This window comes from Frigoribacterium salinisoli (assembly GCF_054781095.1).
Map to the genome: position 1 here is coordinate 41,602 of NZ_BAAGVB010000007.1, position 18,642 is coordinate 60,243.

Consider the following 18,642-nt stretch of genomic DNA (forward strand, 5'->3'; position numbering starts at 1 on the left):
ACAGCATGCGCGATCGCGCGGCAGGAGGGCCGACCCGGGCCCGCCCCGCGCCTCCTGCCCGCCCTCGCAGCACGGTCAGCCGATGACGGGGCGGTCCTCGGGGTAGTTGTAGAGCAGGCTGCGGCGACGGACGGCCAGCGCCGAGGCGAGCCCGATCGGGCCGATGCGCCCGGCGAACATGAGCGCCGCGAGCACGTACTTGCCGAACGGCGGCAGCTGCTCGCTGAGCCCGACGCTGAGGCCGCAGGTGGCGAAGGCCGAGATGACCTCGAAGAGGATCCGGTCGAGGGGGGCGTCGCTCACCGTCATGACGAGCGCCGTGGCGACGAGCACGAGGCTCGCCCCGAGGAACAGCACGGAGATCGCGACCCGGAGCGCCGCCTCGGGGACGGTGCGGCGGAAGACCCGCACCGACTTGTCGCCCTTGCCCTCGGCCGCGATGGCCAGGAAGAGCAGGGCGATCGTCGTCACCTTGATGCCGCCCGCGGTGGACGCCGAGCCACCGCCGACGAACATGAGGGCGTCGGTGACGAGGAGCGTGATGGGCTGCGAGGCCCCGGTGTCCACGAGCTCGAAGCCCCCCGAGCGCATCATCGTCGAGGCGAAGAGGCCGTGGACGATCTTCTCGCCGACGGTCATGCCGCCGATCGTCGGGGAGTGCGACCACTCCAGGAGGGTCCAGGCGAGGGCGCCCGCGAGCAGCAGGCCGGTGGTCACGGTGACGGTGAGCTTGGCGTGGAGGTTCCAGCGGCGCACGTGCCACCGGTGCGCGAGGAGCACGAGGAAGACCGGGAACCCGAGGCTGCCCACGAAGACGCCCACCATGATCGGCACGATGATCGTCGGATCGTCGGCGAAGGGCGCCAGGCCGTCGGCGTGGGTCACGAAGCCGGCGTTGTTGAACGACGACACGGCGTAGAAGACGCCGTGCCAGAGCCCCTGCGTGAACGACCCCTCGCGCACGATGAAGCTGGGCACGAGCACCGCCGCGAGCGCGAGCTCGACGGCGAAGGTGGTGACGACGACGACCTTGAGCAGCGACTGCACCTCGCCGAGCCGCTCCGTGCCGATGCCCTGCTGGGCGAAGACGCGGCTGCGCACGCCGAGGCGGTGCGTCACCGCCCGCGACAGCAGGAGGGCGATGGTGACGATGCCGAGACCGCCGACCTGGATGCCGACGAGGATGACGACCTGGCCGAAGAACGACCAGTGCTCGGCGGTGTCGAGGGTGACGAGCCCGGTCACCGTGGTGGCCGAGACCGCCGTGAAGACCGCGTCGTGCAGCGCCGTCTGCTGACGGTCGGCCGCGGCCATCGGGGTGCTGAGGAGGACGGCGAAGAGGGCGACCGCCCCGAGGAAGATGCCGAGCGCGACGAGCGAGGGGTACTTGCGGAGCACGCCGTGGGAGAGCCCCACGACCTGCCCGTACGAGGGCCTGGGCCTCGCCCGTCGCGGCACGGCCATCGTCAGTCGGCCGTGCGTTCGCGCTTGCGGCCGCGGACCGCGAGGATCGTGGCGCCGATGATCGCGGACACCAGCGACCCGAGGAGCACGCCCACCTTGACGACGTCGTCCTGCTCGCTGCCGGTGCCGTAGGCGAGCTCGCCGACGAGCAGCGAGACCGTGAAGCCGATGCCGGCCACGAACGAGAGGCCGACGATGTCGCCCCAGCGCAGCGTCGGGTCGAGGCGGAGGCCCGGCAGGCGGCTGACGAGGAACGTGCCGCCCGAGATGCCGATCGACTTGCCCAGCACGAGGGCCACGATGATGCCGATGGCGACGCTGTCGCCGAGCGACGTGACGAGGCCGTCGAGGCCGCCGACCGTGACGCCGGCGGAGAAGAACGCGAAGACGGGCACGGCGATGCCCGACGAGACGGGGCTCCAGCGCTCGGCGAAGTGGTGCGTGAGGGCGTGGCGCTCCTCGTGGCCGTCGGGGCCACGGTGGGTGACGCCGGCCTTCTTCGTCGCCAGTGCGGGCACGAGCACGCCGAGCACGACGCCGGCGACCGTGGCGTGCACGCCGGACTCGTGCACGAGCACCCAGGCGACGATCGCCAGCGGCAGGAGGACCCACCAGGCGCGCACGCCGCGCTGGACGGCGACGCCGAAGAGGGCGAACGGCACGATCGAGAGCAGCAGGGGGACGAACGCGATGCCCGCCGTGTAGAAGATGGCGATGATCGAGATGGCGAGCAGGTCGTCGACGACGGCCAGCGTCAGCAGGAACGTGCGCAGCGCCGGGGGCAGCCGCTTGCCGACGACGGCGATGACGGCGACCGCGAAGGCGATGTCGGTCGCGGCGGGGATCGCCCAGCCGTGCAGGGCGTCGGCGTCGGCACCCGCCACGAGGTTGACGATGGTGAAGAACAGGGCGGGCACCGCGACGCCGGCCGCGGCGGCCGCGATCGGCAGGGCCGCCTTGCGCGGGTCGCGCAGGGAGCCGGCCACGAACTCCTGCTTCAGCTCGAGGCCGACGACGAAGAAGAAGATCGCGAGCAGGCCGTCGGCCGCCCAGGTGGCGAGCGTCAGGTCGAGGTGCAGGAACGGGAGCGAGGGCCCCACCCGGAGGTCGCGGAGCGCCTCGTAGGCCCCCACGGCGGGGGTGTTGGCCAGGACGAGCGCGAGCACGGTCGCGGCCAGCAGCAGCATGCCGCCGGTCGTGTCGAGGGCCAGGTAGCGGGCGATGCGGGCGCCGCGCGAGACGCGGGCGGGAGGGACGGGGGCGGAGACGGTCACGACGAGCCTTCGGGTGGTGGGTGTGCTTCGGAGGTCTGGGGACCACCCCCGGGCACGTCGCTGGACGCGGGCATGGTCAGGCGCACCTCGGCGGCGGGCACCCGGCGATCTCGCCGTGCGCGTTGCTGCCCCAGAGGCTCATCCAGCCGTTGGTGCCGCTCGTGCGCTTCGTCAGCACGAGCCGGTTCGGGAACGCCTGCGCCGCGATGCGCGCGCGACGGCGCGGCACGAGGAGGGCGACGAGCGGGGACACCCCGCGATGGTACCGCCCACCCCCGACGAGCGGCACGGCAGGAGTCGCGGGGCCCGCTCGCACCGGACGGTCCGGTTCGGAGGTGGTTCAGGGCTTCCCCGCGGCTTCCTCGCACCCTGCACCGCCACAGTGGCGTCATGCCCGACTTCTCGCGCCTCTTCGGTGCCGCAGCCAGAGCGCTCGGCGACTCCTCCTCCACCCCCTCCTCCCGGCAGGGCTCCCCGCAGCGGGGGCAGCGGGGCGGCTCGGCCGACTGGCGCGACCTCGTCCGCACCGCGGCCGATCGGTTGACCGGCGACGGCCAGGGCCAGGTCGACCACGGGCAGGAGCGTGGCGGCCAGCAGCACCAGCAGCACCAGCAGCCTCGCGGGCAGCGCCCCGGCTCCCCCGCGCACGACGACGCGGTCGCCCTCGCGAAGTACGACTACCTCGTCCGCACGGCCCGTCCCGACCAGCTCGAGCAGGTGCACCGCGAGGCGTTCGAGCGCCTCTCCCCCGCGCAGCGCGAGCAGGTGCGGGCCCGGCTGACCGACGAGCTCCCCGCGCACGAACGCCCCCGGGGCGACGGCAGCGACGAGCTCGCGCGCGCCGCGACCCGTGGCGAGACCGCGCACCCGGGCCTCCTGCAGCGCGTGCTCGGCGGGCGCGGCGCCGCGCAGGGGTCGACGGGGCGGGGCTCGGGCCGGGCCGGTGCGGCCGCGGCGGGCGCCGCGGCCGGGCTCGGCGTGGGAGCGCTCGGCGGGCTGGCCGTGGCCGTCGCGGGCGGCGCGGCCCTCAGCGCGGCCGCCGCTCCCCTGCTCGGCGACGCCCTCGCCTCCGGCGTCGACTTCGACGGGCTCGCCGAGGGCTTCGGCCTCGACGGCCTGGCCGAGGGCGTCGAGGGGCTCGGCGGCGGCGTCGAGGGGCTGGCGCAGAGCGGCGAGGAGCACCTCACCGGGTTCGGCGAGCAGGTCGGCGACCTGGGCCAGGGCTTCCAGATCCCGGGGCTCGGCGACCTCTTCGACCGGTGACGGGCGGGCACGACGACCGCGCGACGGTCCGGGTCCGTCCGCGCGACGGCCCCTCGCGCGCCGCGGTGACCACGCTGGTGGGGACCACCTTCGCCGAGGACCCCGTCTTCACCGCGCTCGTGCCCGACGCCGACGATCGGCGGGCCACGACGACCTCCCTCTACGCCCGGGAGCTCGACGACCCGGCGCGCACCGTCGACGTCGCCCTCGACGCCTCCGACCCGGGCGGCGACGTCGTGCTCGGGGCCGCGATCTGGTCGCGGAGCCCCGGCCGCACGCGGCGACGCTCGGCCGCAGAGGTCGCCGCGGCCGCCTCCGAGCTCGTGCACCTCGTCCGCGACCTGGGAGCGTCGGGGGCGCAGCGCCTGCGACGGCACGACGCCGCCGTCGAGCAGCACCGCCCGACCGGCCCGCACTGGTACCTCGAGGCCCTCGCCGTCTCGCCCGCCGCGCGCGGTCGGGGCGTCGGGTCGTCCCTGCTCGAGCACCGCCTGGCCGAGGTGGACGCGCACGGCGAGGTCGCGTTCCTCGAGGCCACGACGCGGGCGAGCCTCCGGCTCTACGAGCGGCACGGGTTCGTGCTGGTGGCCGACGTCCGCAGCCCCCTCGGCGTCACCGTGCACGCGGCGCTGCGACCCGCGCAGGGCTGAGCCGCACCGGTCGGGTCGCCGGAGCCGCCATGCTGGGACGGTGACAGGCGTCCTCATCGGCTTCGGGATCATCGGCATCGTCATCGCGACGGGCTGGCTGGTCGCGCGGCTCGACCTGCTCGGACCGCACGCGCACCGGGTGCTGTCGCGCCTCGTGTTCTTCGTCCTGACGCCCTGCCTGCTGTTCTCGACGATCTCGCACGCCGACGTGCACGTGCTGTTCTCGCGCCTCCTGCTGGTGTCGGCGATCGCGTCGCTCGCGGCGGCCCTCGTGGGGGTCGTGCTGCTGAAGCTCGTCCTGCGGCGCACCGTCGCCGAGACGACGCTCGGCACCATGGCCGGCGCCTACGTGAACGCCAACAACATCGGCCTGCCCGTCGCCACGTACGTGCTCGGCAGCGCCACCTTCGTCGCCCCCGTGCTGCTGTACCAGCTGCTCGTCGTCACGCCGATCGTGCTCGCGGTCCTCGACACCGCGACGGACCGCGGCAGCTCGCCGTGGCGGGCCGTCGTGCGCCCGCTCACCAACCCGCTGCTCCTCGGCTCGCTGCTGGGCGTGCTCGTCGCCGTCACCGGCGTCGAGCTCCCCGCACCCGTCCTGGAGCCGTTCGAGCTCGTCGGCGCCGCGGCCGTGCCCGTCGTGCTGCTCTCGTTCGGCATGTCGCTGCGCGGCTCACGCCCGCTCGCCCGCGGATCGCGCCGGAGCGACGTGCTCGTCGCCGCCGGCCTCAAGCTGCTGCTCATGCCGCTCGTCGCCTGGCTCGTCGGCCGCTTCGCGTTCGGCCTGGAGGGGCAGGACCTCTTCGTCGCCGTCGTGCTCGCCGGCCTGCCCTCGGCGCAGAACGCCTTCACGTACTCGCAGCGCTACGAGACCGCCGTCGACACGACCCGCGACGCCGTGCTCGTCACGACCGTGCTGTCGGTGCCGGTGCTCGTCGTCGTCGCGGCCCTGCTCGCGTAGCGGGCGGCCCCGGTCGCCCATGGTCGCCCCGATCGGGGCAGCTCGTCGTCCGGGTCGCTGCTCCTCGAGCGCGGTGCCGCACGGACGACGAGGGGCGGACCTCCTGGTCCGCCCCTCGTGCCACCCGCCGCCGCGTCAGCGGAGGGCGTGCTGGTGGTGCTGGTGGTGCTGGTGGGTCAGCGTGCCGTCCCGCCGGTCGCGGCAGCGGCCTGCGCGGCCTTCGCCTCGTCCTCGGCGGCGAGCTCGCGGTCGCGGCGGGCGCCGGGCACCCAGCCGCCGTCGACGACCTTGATCTGGTAGATCGAGGCGGCCACGACGAGCACCACGCCGATGAGCAGGCTGATGACCACGCCGACCACCGGTCCGGCCATCAGGCCGACGCCGATGATCGTGCCGAACCAGCCGAAGTCGGCGTCGCCGAAGGTGCTGTTGGCGAAGCCCAGGTTGCCCAGGACGAGCAGGAGGATCGCCGGCAGGAACGTGATGATGAGCCCGTTGACGAAACCGCCGAGGGCGGCACCCCGACGACCACCGGTCGCGTTGCCGAACACGCCGGCACCACCGCCCGTGAAGAAGTGCGGCACCATGCCCGGCAGGATCAGCGCGAGGCCGAAGACCGGGTTGAGCCAGAGGGCCAGCACGCCGAGGGCGACGAGGCCGCCCGCGAACGACGACAGGAACCCGATGAGCACCGCGTTGGCGCCGTAGGGGAACACCAGCGGGATGTCGAGCGCGGGACGCGCCCCGGGCACGACCTTCTCGGCGATGCCCTGGAAGGCGGGGACGAGCTCGCCGAGCACGGTGCGCACGCCGTAGAGGATGATCGCGACGCCGACGCCGAACTGCAGCGCCTGGGCGAAGCCGGCCATGATGAACGCTCCGCCGTCGGTGACGCCGAAGATCTCGAACGCCTCGGCCTGCGGCAGCACGATGAGGCCCCAGACGGTGAAGACGAGGTAGATGAGCACCATCGAGAGGCTCGTCGCGACCATCGAGTCGCGCAGGAACCTCAGGCCCTGGGGGAAGGTGATGTCCTCGGTGGACCGGCTCTTGCGACCCGCCGCGATCCCGGCGGCACCGGCGGCGACGTAGCCGAGGGTACCGAAGTGGCCGATGGCGATCGTGTCGTCGCCCGTGATCTTCTTCATGAAGGGCTGCGCGAAGGCGGGGACCACGACCATGATCACGCCGAGCAGCACCGCACCCAGCACGACGGTCAGCCAGCTGAGGTCGTCGCCCAGCCCCACCGACAGCACCACCGTGAGCAGCACCGACATGAACACCATGTGGTGCCCGGTGAGGAAGATGTACTTCAGCGGGGTGAAGCGCGCGAGCGCGAGCATCACGAGGAACCCCAGCACGAGCACGTAGGCGCTCTGCGCCCCGTACTGCTCACTGGCGACGGCGGCGATGACCTCGTTGGTGGGGATGACGCCCTGGGCGCCGGTCACCGCGAGGATGAGCGTGCCGAGCGGGTCGAGCGCGCCCGTGACGACGGTCGCGCCGGCACCGAGGATCAGGAAGCCGAGGGCGGCCTTGAGGCCGCCGCCGATCACCTGGCCCGCGTTGCGCCGGAGCGCGATGAGGCCGATGGCGGTGATGATGCCGATGAGGTACGCCGGCACGTTGAGGATCTGCTTGCCGATGAAGTCGAGGACGACGACGAGCCAGTCCATGGGAGCTCCTTGGGGTCGGGGTGGGATCGTCCAGCCGGGGCTAGGCGATCGCCTCCTGGATCTTCGACTGGATCTCGGTGACGCTCGTGAAGTTGTCGATGACGACGATCTTCGCGGGCACCTGGCCGATCTCGGCCACGAGGTCCTCGCTGGTGAGGACCAGCTGGGCGGTGCGGGCGGCGCCGCGGGCGGTGCCGATGTCGGCGGCCTCGACGTCGGCGTCGACGTCCAGGGCGCGCAGGGCCTTCTCGGCGTTCATCTTGAGCAGCACCGAGGTGCCGATGCCCATGCCGCAGACGGTGATGATCTTCATGCTGGGGTTCCTTCCGGTGGGGTCAGTCGGTGGTGAGGTCGGCCAGGATCGCGACGACCTCGTCGGGCGACGACGCGGCCCGCAGGCGCGCCAGCGCGTCCTCGTCGGCGAGCACCGCGGCGAGCGCCGACATCATGTCGATGTGCCCGTCGTGATCGAGGGCCGCGAGCCCGACGACGAGGTCGACGGGGTCGTTCGTGGAGTGCCCGAAGGCGACGGGCTCGGCGAGGCCGACCCAGCTGAGGCCCGTGCGCAGGACGGCCGGCGAGGGCCGGCTGTGCGCGAGGGCGAGGCCGGGGGCCACGACGATGTAGGGGCCGAGCTCGGTGACCGCGGCGACCATCTCGTCCGAGTAGGCGTCGGTGGTCGCGCCGGCGGCGACGAGGCCTGCTCCGGCGAGGCGGAGGGCCTCCTGCCAGTCCGCGGCGCGAGCGCCGACCGTGATGGCCTCGGGGGGCAGGTGACGGGCCAGGCCGACGCTCATGCGGGCTCCTTCGCTCGGTGCCGCTGAGCGGCGCGCACGCCGGCGACTGCCCGGCGGGTGCGGCCGAGCCTAGCTGGCTCGGGAGCTTTTGACCATTCGTGTGCCAAAGTCGGCCGGAGTGGCCGAGCGGGCGGGCCTGCTGCTCAGGAGGCCGGGCGGTCCGGCCGCTCGGGTCGGCGCGCGGTGGCCGCGCTGACGCGGGCGACGTCGAAGAGGGCGTCCTGCGCCATGAGCGACGCGCCGCGCACGCCCGCCTTCTCGCCGAGACGCGCCCGCTCGACGACGAGCCCGCGCCGCGAGAAGTCGTGCGTGCCCGAGAGCAGCGCCGAGCGCAGGCCCGCGACCAGGCGCTCCCCCGTCTCGGCGAGGTTGCCGCCGACGATGACCGCCTGCGGGTTGAGCAGGCCCACGACGTCGGCGAGCGAGCGCCCGATCTCGGCCCCGACCCGCTCGAGCTCGGCGAGCACGACCGGGTCGTGGGCCCGCGCCAGGCGCACGAGGTCGGCGCTCGTGTCGGCGGTGCCGCCCTGCGCCCGCACCGCCTCGCGGATCGTGCGCCCGCTCGCCGCGAGCTCGAGGCGCAGGAGGGGCTCCTCGCCCGAGCGGGGCGCGCTCAGCTGGCCCGCTCCCCCGCGGGCCCCCCGGTACACGTGCCCGTCGAGCACGAAGGCGCAGCCGACGCCCATCCCCACCTTGACGACCGCGAGGTGCTGGTACTCGGGCCAGGACAAGCGGGACTCGCCCAGGGCCAGGATGTTCACGTCGCGGTCGACCGCGAAGACGGCGTCGAAGTCGGCGAAGTAGTCGTCGACGCGCACCTCCTCCCAGCGCGGGTCGAGCTGCGGGCTGCCGAGCCGACCCGTCACGACGTCGACGGGTCCCGGCACGCCGATCCCGATGGCGCGCACGTCGGCACGCGTACGACCCAGGTCGGCGAGCAGGAAGTCGAAGACCTGCACCGCCCAGCTGAAGATCTCGTCGGGGCCGTCGTGCAGGCCGATGTCGGCCTCGTCCTCGAGGAGCACGGTCGAGACGAGGTCGGTGACGCCGAGGCGCGTGTGCGAGCCGCCGATGTCGATCGCGAGGATCACCCCGGCCGAGGCGTCGACGGCGAACTCCTCGGGCGGGCGGCCCCCGCTGCTGCCGAGCTGGCCGGCGCTCACGATGTAGCCCGCGTCGAGCAGGTCGTCGAGGCGCCGGGCGAGCGTGACGCGCGACCAGCCCAGCCGGTCGATGAGCTCGGAGCGGGTCGTGGCCACGCCGCGACGGACGAGGTCGAGCACGACGCCCGAGCCGGTGGACGGTGTCCTGGGGGTCTTCGCCATGGTCGGGCCTCCTCGTCGGTTGACTTTCGTACACTAGTAGACGAAAGTGGCGGGCATGGCCGACGACGTCTCCCCGCTCCCTCCGACCGACCCTAGCGAGGCCCGCGCGGTCGCCTCCGCCACCGCGGTCCCCGCCCACGTCGTCCAGCACAAGGGGCACGGGCACGCCGGCACGGCCATGGCGCTCGCGCCCCTCGCGCACGTCCTCTGGCAGCGCGTGCTGCGGCACGACCCGGCCGACCCGGACTGGGTCGGGCGCGACCGCGTGGTCCTCTCGGCGGGCCACGCCAGCCTCCTGCTCTACGTCCAGCTCGTGCTCACCGGCTACGACCTCCGGCTCGACGAGCTCCCCCTCAGCCGCAGCCTGGGCTCGCGCACCCCCGGCCACCCCGAGCGCGGGCACACCCCGGGCGTCGAGGCGAGCACGGGCCCGCTCGGCCAGGGGCTCGCCACCGCCGTCGGCCTCGCCCTCGCCGCCCGGCGCGACGAGGCCCTGCACGGCGGCGGCACGGGCCTGTTCGACCCCACGGTCTGGGTGATCGCGGGCGACGGCTGCCTGCAGGAGGGCGTCTCGCACGAGGCGGCGAGCCTGGCCGGCACCCTCGGGCTCGACGACCTCGTCGTGGTCTGGGACGACAACCGCATCACCATCGACGGCGGCACCGACCTCGCCTTCTCCGAGGACGTCCGCGCCCGGCACCGCGCCTACGGCTGGGACGTCGTCGACGTCGACGACGCCACCGACCTCGACGCCCTCGAGGCCGCGCTCGTCGCCGCCCGACGGCGCGACGGGCGGCCCACGCTCGTCGCGGTGCGCAGCACCATCGGCGCACCCTCGGAGAGCGTCGGCGGCACGAGCGCCGCGCACGCGGGCGGCTTCGGCGACGAGGGGCTCGCCCAGGTGCTCACGACCCTCGGCTTCGCCCCCGACGCGACCCTCGACGAGCTCGTGCCCGAGGAGGTGCGCCGGCACGGGCGCCGCACCGCCGAACGCGGACGTGCCCAGCACGAGGCCTGGGACGCCGCCGTCGCCCGCTGGCGGCACGATCGCCCCGACCTCGCGGCCGCGCGCGACGCCCTCCTCGCCGACGTCGACCCGGAGGCCGTCGACCGTGCCCTCGCGACGGTGCCCGTCGACGACGGTGCCGCCACGCGCACGACCTCGGGGCGGGCCCTCGTCGCCCTGCGCGGCGCCGCGCGGCTCTGGGGAGGGTCCGCGGACCTGTCGTCGTCGACGAACGTCGCCGTGCCCGGCGAGGGCGTGGACGCCGGGCACCCCGGCGGCGACTTCGTCCACTTCGGCATCCGCGAGCACGGCATGACGGCCGCCCTCAGCGGCATCGCCCTGCACGGCCTCTGGCGGCCCTACGGCTCCACCTACCTCGCCTTCAGCGACTACGCGCGCCCCAGCCTCCGGCTCGCGGCGCTCATGGGCCTGCCCACGGTGAGCGTCCTCACGCACGACTCCGTCGCCGTCGGCGAGGACGGCCCCACCCACCAGCCGGTCGAGCAGGTCGCCTCGTTGCGCACCGTGCCCGGGCTCGAGGTCGTGCGGCCCGGCGACGCCCGCGAGGTCGTGGCGGCCTGGCGCCGCCTCGCCACCGTGGCCGAGCATCCTGCCGCACTCGTCCTGTCGCGCCAGGCGCTGCCGGACCTCGCAGGAGGCGCCGCCACCGACCGCGGGACGGCGCGCGGCGGGTACGTCCTGCAGCAGGAGGGCGAGGGGCTCGACCTCGCGCTCCTCGCCACCGGCAGCGAGGTGCACGTCGCGGCCGCCGTGGCCCGCACGCTGGCCGCCGAGGGGGTGGCCGTGCGGGTCGTGTCCCTGCCGTGCCTCGAGTGGTTCGAGGCCGAGGACCAGGCCTACCGCGACTCCGTGCTGCCGCCGCAGCTGCGCGCCCGCGTCTCCGTCGAGGCGGGCAGCCGACAGCCCTGGGGCCGGTACGTCGGGCTCGACGGGGCCTCGGTCGGCATCGACGAGTTCGGGGAGTCGGGCTCGGGGCCCGACCTGCTGCGCCTGCGGGGAGTCGACGAGGCCAGCGTGCTGGCGGCCGCCCGCGGCGTGCTCGCACGCGCCTGACCGCGCCCGGCTGGCCGGTCCCGGCTGGCCGGTCCCGTGCGCAGCACCCTCCCGCCCCGCCGCACCGGCCCGACGGGCCTGGACGCCCCGCCCCCGCTCGCCCCCTGCTCGCCCCTGTTCGCCCCGATCGGGGCAACTCGAGCAGGCGCTCACCCCAATGGGGGCATCTCGTCGTGGGGATCACCGGGGCGGCCGGCGGCCGGCCAGGCGGCGGGCGGCGCTCAGGCGAACAGGGGATCCAGGTTCTCGACCCACACGTCGTGGCCGACCTTGAGCACGAGGGCGCCGACCACCACGAGGAACGCCACGCGGATGAACCGGTTGCCCCGGGCGACGGCCGTCCGCGAACCGGTCCAGCCGCCGAGCATGTTGGCGGCGCCCATGGCGAGCCCGAGCGCCCAGAGCACGTGCCCCTGCGGCACGAAGAAGGCGAGCGCCCCGGCGTTGGTCGCGACGTTCACGATCTTCGCCTTGGCGCTGGCGAGCAGGAAGTCGTAGCCGAGCGCCGTGATGAGCGTGATGATGAGGAAGGTGCCCGTCCCCGGCCCGATGAGCCCGTCGTAGAACCCGATGCCCAGGCCGAGCGCCCCCGCGACGAGGTGGTGCTTGCGGGTGCCCTCGTGGCGCAGGGCGACGACGCTGCCGAGCGCAGGGCGGGCGACCGTGACCACGGCGACGACGACGAGCGCGACGACGATGACGGGCTTGAACACCGACGCCGGCAGCAGAGCGGCGAGGTTCGCACCCGCGTAGCTGCCCACGAAGGCCACGGCCGCCATGGGCAGGGCGGTCCGGAGGTCGGGCCTCGCCCGCCGGCAGAAGGTCACGGCGCTCGTCGCGGTCCCGAAGATCGAGGCGGTCTTGTTGGTCGCGAGCGCCTGCACCGGTGAGATGCCCGGCACCAGCAGGAGCGCGGGCAGCTGCAACAGCCCGCCACCGCCGACGACGGCGTCGATCCAGCCGGCCGCGAACGCGGCGACGAGCACGAGCACCACCACCCCCGCGCCGAGGTCGCCCAGCAGCGAGAGGTGGTCCATGCGGCCATTGTCGCGCAGCCGCGGGGCCGTGCCGGGCCGGTGCGCGCCTTCCTGCGCCGGCCCGGCGGCCCGACGGCCCCGGCGGCCCCGGCGGCCCCGGCCACCCTGGCGGCCCCGGCACGTCTCTCCGGTCGGCGGCGCCCGACGGTGTCCACGATCGCCCGGTCACCGGTCCGGCGACCGGCGTTCCGGGGACACCCTCCGACGGACGGTGTCCACGACCGGCAGGAGGCGCGGGCCGGGACCCACTAGACGTGGACACCCTCCCGCCCGGCACCGCCCGCCAGCACCAGCCCCCACCCGCACCACCCCGCACCCCGCACCCCACCAGCACCCAACCCCACCCCGCCCCGACACCCCTCCCGCTGGGAACGCCCGCCGAGTTCCCAGCCCTGATGCTGTGTCCCGCTCCCCCGCCCCGGCGTAGACCCAGAGGCAGCGGCATCGAGGCCAGATCGGCCGGTCGCGGAGGAGATGCGCACATGGCACACGGAGTGGCGACGATCTGGGTCCCGGTGACCGACATGCAGCGGGCGACGGCGTTCTACCGCGACGTCGTGGGGCTCGAGCTGACGAGCGAGTCCGACGACTGGACGGAGTTCGACGCGGGCGGCCTCATGATCGGCCTCAACGCCCGGGAGGACGCGCGGGTGTCGCAGGACGGCGGCGCGGTGATCACGTTCCAGCCCGACGGCAGCATCGAGGACGAGCTCGCCGAGCTGCGCGACAAGGGCGCGGACATCGAGGGCGAGATCAGCGAGCACCCTTGGGGGCGCATCCTGCCGTTCAAGGACACCGAGGGCAACGACCTGCAGCTCTACTCGCCCCCGAAGGGTTGACGAGCGCAGGAGGCGCGTCCTCGGCGGTGCGCGGACGGCCGGTCGGGTGCTCCCCGGCCGGCCGTCCGGCGTCCGCCCCGGGGCTCACCCCCGTCGGCGCGGCACGACCATCGGAGTCCCCGTGACCGGGTCGGGCACGACCAGGCAGGGCAGGCCGAAGACGCGCTCGACGAGCTCCTCGGTGAGGACGTCGGCGGGCGCGCCGGTGGCGACGACGTCGCCGTGGTCCATGACGACGAGGTCGGTGGCGTAGCGCGCCGCCTGCCCGAGGTCGTGGAGCACGGCGACGATCGTCGTGCCGCCGGCGTGCAGCCGCGCGAAGAGGTCGAGCAGGTCGTACTGGTGCGCGAGGTCGAGGTAGGTGGTGGGCTCGTCGAGCAGCAGCACGGGCGTGCGCTGCGCGAGCGCCACGGCGACCCACACGCGTTGCCGTTGACCGCCCGAGAGCTCGTCGACCTCGCGCTCGGCCAGGTCGACGAGGTCGGCCTCGACGAGGGCGGCGTCGACGGCGGCCTGGTCGTCGGCGGTCCACTGGCGGAACAGCCCCTGGTGCGGGTAGCGCCCGCGGGCGACGAGCTCCGTGACGGTGATCCCCTCGGGCGCGGTCGACGACTGGGGCAGCAGGCCGATGCGGCGCGCGGCCTCCTTGGGCGCGAAGGTGGCGAGGTCGCGGCCGTCGAGCAGCACGGCTCCCGAGCGCGGGGCGAGCAGGCGGGCGAACGCGCGCAGGAGGGTCGACTTGCCGCACGCGTTCGGTCCGACGACGACGGTGAACGAGCCGTCGCGCACGGCGAGGTCGACCCCGGCCGACACCGTGCGGCGGTCGTAGGCGAGGTGCGCCGACCGCGCCTCGAGCCGGGCGGCGCCGTCACGCGCACCGCCGTCGCGGGCACCAACGTCACGCGCACCGCCGTCGCGCGCGGCAGGCTCACGGGCACTCCCCTCCGGGGCACCGCCGGGCAGGTCGGGACGGGTCACGACGACCTCCGGTTCTCTCGCGCGAGCAGGCTGACGAGGTAGGCCCCGCCCAGCACGAGCGTGACGAGTCCGACCGGGATCGGGCTGGGAGCGACGTGCTGGGCGACGACGTCGGCGACGAGCAGCAGCACCCCGGCGGTGAGCGCGGAGGCTCCGAGCGGCACGCCCGCCGAGCGGACGATCCGTCGGGCGAGCTGCGGGGCGGCGAGCGCGACGAACGCGATGGGCCCGGCCACGGCGGTGACGGCGGCGGTGAGGCCGACCCCGACGAGCACGACGGCGAGCCGGGCGCCCTCGACGCGGGTGCCGTGCGCGCGGGCGGCGTCGTCGCCGAGCTCGAGCTGGCGCAGCGGCCGGGCGACGGCGAGCACGGCGGGCACGAGCAGGGCGAGCAGCGCCGCGGTGGGCAGCAGCTCGTCCCAGCCCACGAGCGCGATCGACCCGGAGCCCCAGAAGTTGGCGGTGAGCGCGACCTCGGTGCGCGCCCGCAGCAGCAGCCAGCTGTTCACCGAGTGCAGCACCGCCGTGACGCCGATGCCGACGATCACCAGCCGCAGCCCCTGCACGCCCCGTCGGTACGACAGGAGGTAGACGAGCAGGGCGGTGCCGAGGCCGCCGACGAGCGCGCCTCCTGCCGTGGCGGCGGTCGACGCTCCCCCGGCGACGATGACGACGATCGCACCCGTGTAGGAGCCGGTGGCGAAGCCGATGACGTCGGGCGAGCCGAGCGGGTTCTGCGTGAGCGACTGGAACAGCGCGCCCGAGACGCCGAGCGCGGCCCCGAGCACGAGGGCGGCGAGCACGCGCGGCAGGCGCCACTCGAGCACGATCGTCGAGGCGAACCCGTCGCCGCCGGTGAGGGCGCGCAGCACCTCGAGGGGCGTGAGGGGGTAGTCGCCGATGCCCAGCGCGACGAGCGCGAGCACGACCGCGGCGACGCCGAGCGCGACCGTCGCGGTGCGCCGGCGCGTGCGGGGCAGGAGGCGCCGGGTCGCCCCCGCCCCCGACGCCCGGCCCGGCGTCGTGGCCATCACGCGGCCCCTCCCCGGCGTCGGCGGCGGGCGACGAGCACGAGCACGGGGGCGCCCAGAGCGGCGGTGACGAGCCCCGCGGCGAGCTCGCCGGGCGGCGCGACGACGCGACCCAGGACGTCCGCGAGGAGCAGGAGGGCCGGCCCGAGCAGCACCGCCAGGCCGGTGATCCAGGGCTGGCTCGGGCCGACGAGGCCGCGGGCGGCGTGCGCGACCATGAGCCCCAGGAACGCGATCGGGCCGACCACGGCGGTCGCGCCTCCTGCCAGGAGGGTGACGACGAGCAGCGACACGAGGCGCACCCCGGTGACCGAGACGCCGAGCGAGCGGGCGTGGTCGTCGCCGAGGGCGACGGCGTCGAGCGGGCGCGCGGCGACGAGCGCGAGCACGACCCCGACGGCGACGAAGGGCGCGACGGTGGCGACGGGCCCCCAGCCGCGGTCGGCGAGCGAGCCGACCTCCCAGGCGCGCACGGCGTCGAAGCGCCGCGGGTCGGCGAGCACGATGCCCGAGGTGACGCCCGCGAGGACCGAGCCGAGCGCGAGGCCGGCGAGGGTGAGGCGGGCGGCACCACCGCCTCCTGACCCCGAGCCGCCGATCACCGACACCGCCACCGCGGCGACGGCCGCCCCCGCGAACGACGGCCACAGCCAGCCCGACGCGGTGCTCACGCCCGCGAAGCCCACGGCGAGCGCGACCGCGAAGGCGCTGCCCGCGGTGACGCCCAGGATGCCCGGGTCGGCGAGCGGGTTGCGCGTGACGGCCTGCGCGACGGCGCCCGCGACGCCCAGCGCGGCACCCGCGAGCAGGGCGGCGACGGTGCGCGGCAGGCGCAGGTCGAGCACCGCGGCGACGTCGGCGGGGGCCAGGCCGGCGGCGTCACCCGTGACGATGCGGAGCACGTCGCCCAGCGCGACGGGCCGGGCGCCGACCGCGAGCCCCAGCGCGACGGCCACGAGCAGCACGGCCGCGGCGACGCCGACCGCGACGAGGCGGGTGGCCAGGCGCCGAGAGCGCGGTCGGACGACGATGGTCCCCGGGGCGGAGCTGGTCGTCGTCACCGGGACAGCTTAGGCTAGCCTCACCTACGTCCACCCCCCTCCGACCTCAGGACCACCATGCGCAGACCCCTCGCCCTCGCCTCGATCGTCGCCGTCTCGGCGCTCGCCCTCACCGCCTGCTCGTCGGGCGACGAGGCCGCCGGTCCCGCGACGAGCACCACCGGCGCCTCCGACGCGTTCCCGGTGTCGGTCGACACGGCCTTCGGCGAGGTCACGATCGACGCCGAGCCGCAGCGCGTCGTCGCGCTCGGCTGGGGCGACGCCGAGACCGCGCTCGCCCTCGGCGTGCAGCCGGTCGGCGCCTCCGACTGGCTGGCCTTCGGCGAGGAGGCCGACGGCGTCGGCCCGTGGGCGCAGGGGCTGTACGACGAGTCGCCCGAGATCATCGGCACGCTCGAGCCCTCCTACGAGGCGATCGCGGCCCTCGAGCCCGACCTGATCCTCGACACGAAGGGCTCGGGCGACCAGGAGCGCTACGACCGGCTCTCGAGCATCGCGCCGACCGTGGGCGTGCCCGAGGGCGGCGAGAACTACCTCACCGACTTCGACGACCAGATGGAGCTCGTCTCCACCGCGCTCGGCCGCGAGGACGAGGGCGAGCGCCTCGTCGACGAGAGCGAGCGCGCCGTCGAGGAGGTCGCCGACGCCCACCCCGAGTGGGACGACCTCACGGTCACCGCCGCGACCCGCACGAGCGAGGGCTGGGGCGCCTACGTCGAGGGCTCCGAGCGCGTGCAACTGCTCGAGGAGCTCGGCTTCGAGCAGAACCCGTCGATCGCCGACCTGCAGGCGAGCGCGAACGGCTTCTCGGTCGACGTGTCGAGCGAGCAGCTCGACGTGCTCGACGCCGACGTGATCGTGGCGTTCCCCATCTTCATCGAGACCTCCGAGATCACCGACGACCCGCAGTGGAAGGCCCTGCCGGCCGTGCAGGCCGGGCACGACGTCGTCATCGACGGCGACGTCGCGAACGCCTACTCGCTGGGCACGTCGCTCGCGCGGCAGTACGCACTCGACCAGCTCGTGCCGCTGCTCGAGGGGGCGACGAACTGAGCGGGCGCGGGGCCGCGGCCGGCGCCGGCGCCGCCGCGGCGGCACCCCAGGAACCCGCGCCCACCCCAGGTCTCGAGCTGGGGTCCGGGCGGGTCCCTGGGGTCCAGTCGGGTGGGGGTGCCGACGGGCGCCCGGCAGCGCGCGAGGGCGGGCGCGGGGCGTCGGGCCAGCACGTGCTCGTGGTGGACCGCACCGAGCGGGTCTCGGCGCACCTCCTGCGCGTGCACCTCGGCGGCCCGGGGGCGCGCGCGTTCCTCGCCGCGGCCGACCCCGAGCGGCTCGCGGCGACCGACGCGTACGTGAAGCTGCTGCTGCCCTGCCCGGGCACCGGCCTCGAGCCGCCGTTCGACCTCGACGCCCTGCGCGCGGCGCACCCGGCCGACGAGCTGCCCGTGCGCCGCACCTACACGGTGCGCTCGGTCGACCACGACGCCGGGACGATCGCCATCGACTTCGTCGTGCACGGCGACGAGGGCGTGGCGGGGCCCTGGGCGGCCACCGCTCGCCCCGGCGACCGTCTCGCGCTCAGCGGACCCGGGGGCCTGTGGTCGCCCGCGCCCGGCGACGGCACCTGGCACCTCCTGCTCGGCGACGAGGCGGCGGCGCCCGCGATCGCGGCCGCGCTCGAGGCGATGGGGCAGGAGGCCCGTGGCCTCGCCCTCGTCGAGGTCGCCTCCGCCGCGGACGAGTTCGCGATCGCCCACCCCGACGGCGTCGAGCTGCGCTGGCTGCACCGCGGCGCCCGCACCCCGGGCGAGCTGCTCGTCGACGCGCTGGGGGCGCTGCCCGTGCCGGAGGGCCCGGTCAGCGCCTTCGCCCACGGCGAGCGCACGGCGATGAAGGCCGTGCGCGTCGTGCTGCAGGAGGCCTGGGGCCTCGACCGGTCGGCGATGTCGCTGTCGGCCTACTGGGCCCTCGGCCGCGCCGAGGACCGCTTCCAGGCCGAGAAGCGCGAGCCCGTGGGCGACGTCTTCGCCGCCTGAGCCCGCCCGTCGCCCCTCCCTGGCAGCCCTCTCCCCTGCCCGCGCATCGATGTGACCCGAACTGCGACCCCGGCCCTCCACGAGCAGCACTTCGGGTCACATCGATCTCCCCGCAGGACCCGACGAGCCCCCACGCCCCGCCGCCCACCGCGCGCGGCACGTCGATGTGA

General features: G+C 75.2%; 18 protein-coding genes. 7 read left to right on the forward strand and 11 right to left on the reverse strand.

The genetic code is table 11. The features are described from left to right. Window positions 1-75: 75 nt before the first annotated feature. The 3 genes from ACYVHQ_RS13715 to ACYVHQ_RS13725 all read right to left on the reverse strand — a co-directional run bounded on the left by ACYVHQ_RS13715 (window position 76) and on the right by ACYVHQ_RS13725 (window position 2,991). Window positions 76-1,416: a TrkH family potassium uptake protein gene (locus ACYVHQ_RS13715; protein ID WP_460513986.1), complete on the reverse strand. Its 1,341-nt coding sequence runs from the start codon at window positions 1,414-1,416 to the stop codon at window positions 76-78. Window positions 1,417-1,466: 50 nt separating this feature from the next. Continuing rightward, entirely contained in the window at window positions 1,467-2,738 is a 1,272-nt protein-coding gene (nhaA, locus tag ACYVHQ_RS13720; protein WP_460513988.1) for a Na+/H+ antiporter NhaA, read from the reverse strand. 76 nt (window positions 2,739-2,814) lie between these two features. After that, window positions 2,815-2,991 (reverse strand): hypothetical protein, encoded by a 177-nt coding sequence (locus ACYVHQ_RS13725; protein ID WP_460513990.1) that lies wholly within the window; start codon window positions 2,989-2,991, stop codon window positions 2,815-2,817. A 137-nt stretch (window positions 2,992-3,128) separates the two neighbouring features. Here ACYVHQ_RS13725 and ACYVHQ_RS13730 point away from each other — a divergent pair, with 137 nt between their 5' ends. The 3 genes from ACYVHQ_RS13730 (at window position 3,129) to ACYVHQ_RS13740 (ending at window position 5,612) form a co-directional block, all read left to right on the forward strand. Then, window positions 3,129-4,001, forward strand: a complete 873-nt coding sequence (locus ACYVHQ_RS13730) for a cation-transporting ATPase (protein ID WP_460513992.1) — start codon at window positions 3,129-3,131, stop codon at window positions 3,999-4,001. A 65-nt stretch (window positions 4,002-4,066) separates the two neighbouring features. Then, window positions 4,067-4,651, forward strand: a complete 585-nt coding sequence (locus ACYVHQ_RS13735; RefSeq protein WP_460513994.1) for a GNAT family N-acetyltransferase — start codon at window positions 4,067-4,069, stop codon at window positions 4,649-4,651. A 40-nt stretch (window positions 4,652-4,691) separates the two neighbouring features. Continuing rightward, on the forward strand, window positions 4,692-5,612 hold the full coding sequence (locus ACYVHQ_RS13740; RefSeq protein ID WP_460513995.1) for an AEC family transporter: 921 nt from the start codon (window positions 4,692-4,694) through the stop codon (window positions 5,610-5,612). A gap of 176 nt (window positions 5,613-5,788) precedes the next feature. On the opposite strand, the gene ACYVHQ_RS13745 is transcribed toward ACYVHQ_RS13740, so the two are convergent. From ACYVHQ_RS13745 to ACYVHQ_RS13760, 4 genes are all read right to left on the reverse strand, one after another. Next, entirely contained in the window at window positions 5,789-7,288 is a 1,500-nt protein-coding gene (locus ACYVHQ_RS13745) for a PTS ascorbate transporter subunit IIC (protein ID WP_460513997.1), read from the reverse strand. Between the two features lie 40 nt (window positions 7,289-7,328). After that, window positions 7,329-7,601: a PTS sugar transporter subunit IIB gene (locus tag ACYVHQ_RS13750; protein ID WP_460513998.1), complete on the reverse strand. Its 273-nt coding sequence runs from the start codon at window positions 7,599-7,601 to the stop codon at window positions 7,329-7,331. 22 nt (window positions 7,602-7,623) lie between these two features. Further along, the gene (locus tag ACYVHQ_RS13755; protein ID WP_460514000.1) at window positions 7,624-8,085 is read right to left on the reverse strand and encodes a PTS sugar transporter subunit IIA; all 462 of its coding nucleotides are present in this window, start codon (window positions 8,083-8,085) and stop codon (window positions 7,624-7,626) included. A gap of 143 nt (window positions 8,086-8,228) precedes the next feature. After that, complete coding sequence (locus ACYVHQ_RS13760) at window positions 8,229-9,410, reverse strand: ROK family protein (protein ID WP_460514002.1); 1,182 nt, start codon at window positions 9,408-9,410, stop codon at window positions 8,229-8,231. A 55-nt stretch (window positions 9,411-9,465) separates the two neighbouring features. Here ACYVHQ_RS13760 and ACYVHQ_RS13765 point away from each other — a divergent pair, with 55 nt between their 5' ends. Next, complete coding sequence (locus ACYVHQ_RS13765; RefSeq protein WP_460514004.1) at window positions 9,466-11,490, forward strand: transketolase family protein; 2,025 nt, start codon at window positions 9,466-9,468, stop codon at window positions 11,488-11,490. A gap of 221 nt (window positions 11,491-11,711) precedes the next feature. On the opposite strand, the gene ACYVHQ_RS13770 is transcribed toward ACYVHQ_RS13765, so the two are convergent. Then, entirely contained in the window at window positions 11,712-12,527 is an 816-nt protein-coding gene (locus ACYVHQ_RS13770; protein ID WP_460514006.1) for a sulfite exporter TauE/SafE family protein, read from the reverse strand. A gap of 482 nt (window positions 12,528-13,009) precedes the next feature. On the opposite strand from ACYVHQ_RS13770, the gene ACYVHQ_RS13775 reads away from it, so the two are divergent. Continuing rightward, on the forward strand, window positions 13,010-13,366 hold the full coding sequence (locus ACYVHQ_RS13775; protein ID WP_460514008.1) for a VOC family protein: 357 nt from the start codon (window positions 13,010-13,012) through the stop codon (window positions 13,364-13,366). An 84-nt stretch (window positions 13,367-13,450) separates the two neighbouring features. On the opposite strand, the gene ACYVHQ_RS13780 is transcribed toward ACYVHQ_RS13775, so the two are convergent. The 3 genes from ACYVHQ_RS13780 to ACYVHQ_RS13790 are packed head-to-tail and all read right to left on the reverse strand — an operon-like array spanning window position 13,451 to window position 16,436. Next, the gene (locus ACYVHQ_RS13780; protein ID WP_460514010.1) at window positions 13,451-14,344 is read right to left on the reverse strand and encodes an ABC transporter ATP-binding protein; all 894 of its coding nucleotides are present in this window, start codon (window positions 14,342-14,344) and stop codon (window positions 13,451-13,453) included. Continuing rightward, entirely contained in the window at window positions 14,341-15,375 is a 1,035-nt protein-coding gene (locus ACYVHQ_RS13785; RefSeq protein WP_460514012.1) for a FecCD family ABC transporter permease, read from the reverse strand. The genes ACYVHQ_RS13780 and ACYVHQ_RS13785 overlap by 4 nt, the downstream gene beginning before the upstream one ends. Then, on the reverse strand, window positions 15,375-16,436 hold the full coding sequence (locus tag ACYVHQ_RS13790; protein WP_460514014.1) for a FecCD family ABC transporter permease: 1,062 nt from the start codon (window positions 16,434-16,436) through the stop codon (window positions 15,375-15,377). The genes ACYVHQ_RS13785 and ACYVHQ_RS13790 overlap by 1 nt, the downstream gene beginning before the upstream one ends. A 57-nt stretch (window positions 16,437-16,493) precedes the next feature. Here ACYVHQ_RS13790 and ACYVHQ_RS13795 point away from each other — a divergent pair, with 57 nt between their 5' ends. Next, the gene (locus ACYVHQ_RS13795; protein ID WP_460514016.1) at window positions 16,494-17,489 is read left to right on the forward strand and encodes an ABC transporter substrate-binding protein; all 996 of its coding nucleotides are present in this window, start codon (window positions 16,494-16,496) and stop codon (window positions 17,487-17,489) included. Window positions 17,490-17,668: 179 nt separating this feature from the next. Then, window positions 17,669-18,472: a siderophore-interacting protein gene (locus ACYVHQ_RS13800; protein ID WP_460514018.1), complete on the forward strand. Its 804-nt coding sequence runs from the start codon at window positions 17,669-17,671 to the stop codon at window positions 18,470-18,472. The last annotated feature ends 170 nt before the right edge of the window (window positions 18,473-18,642 follow it).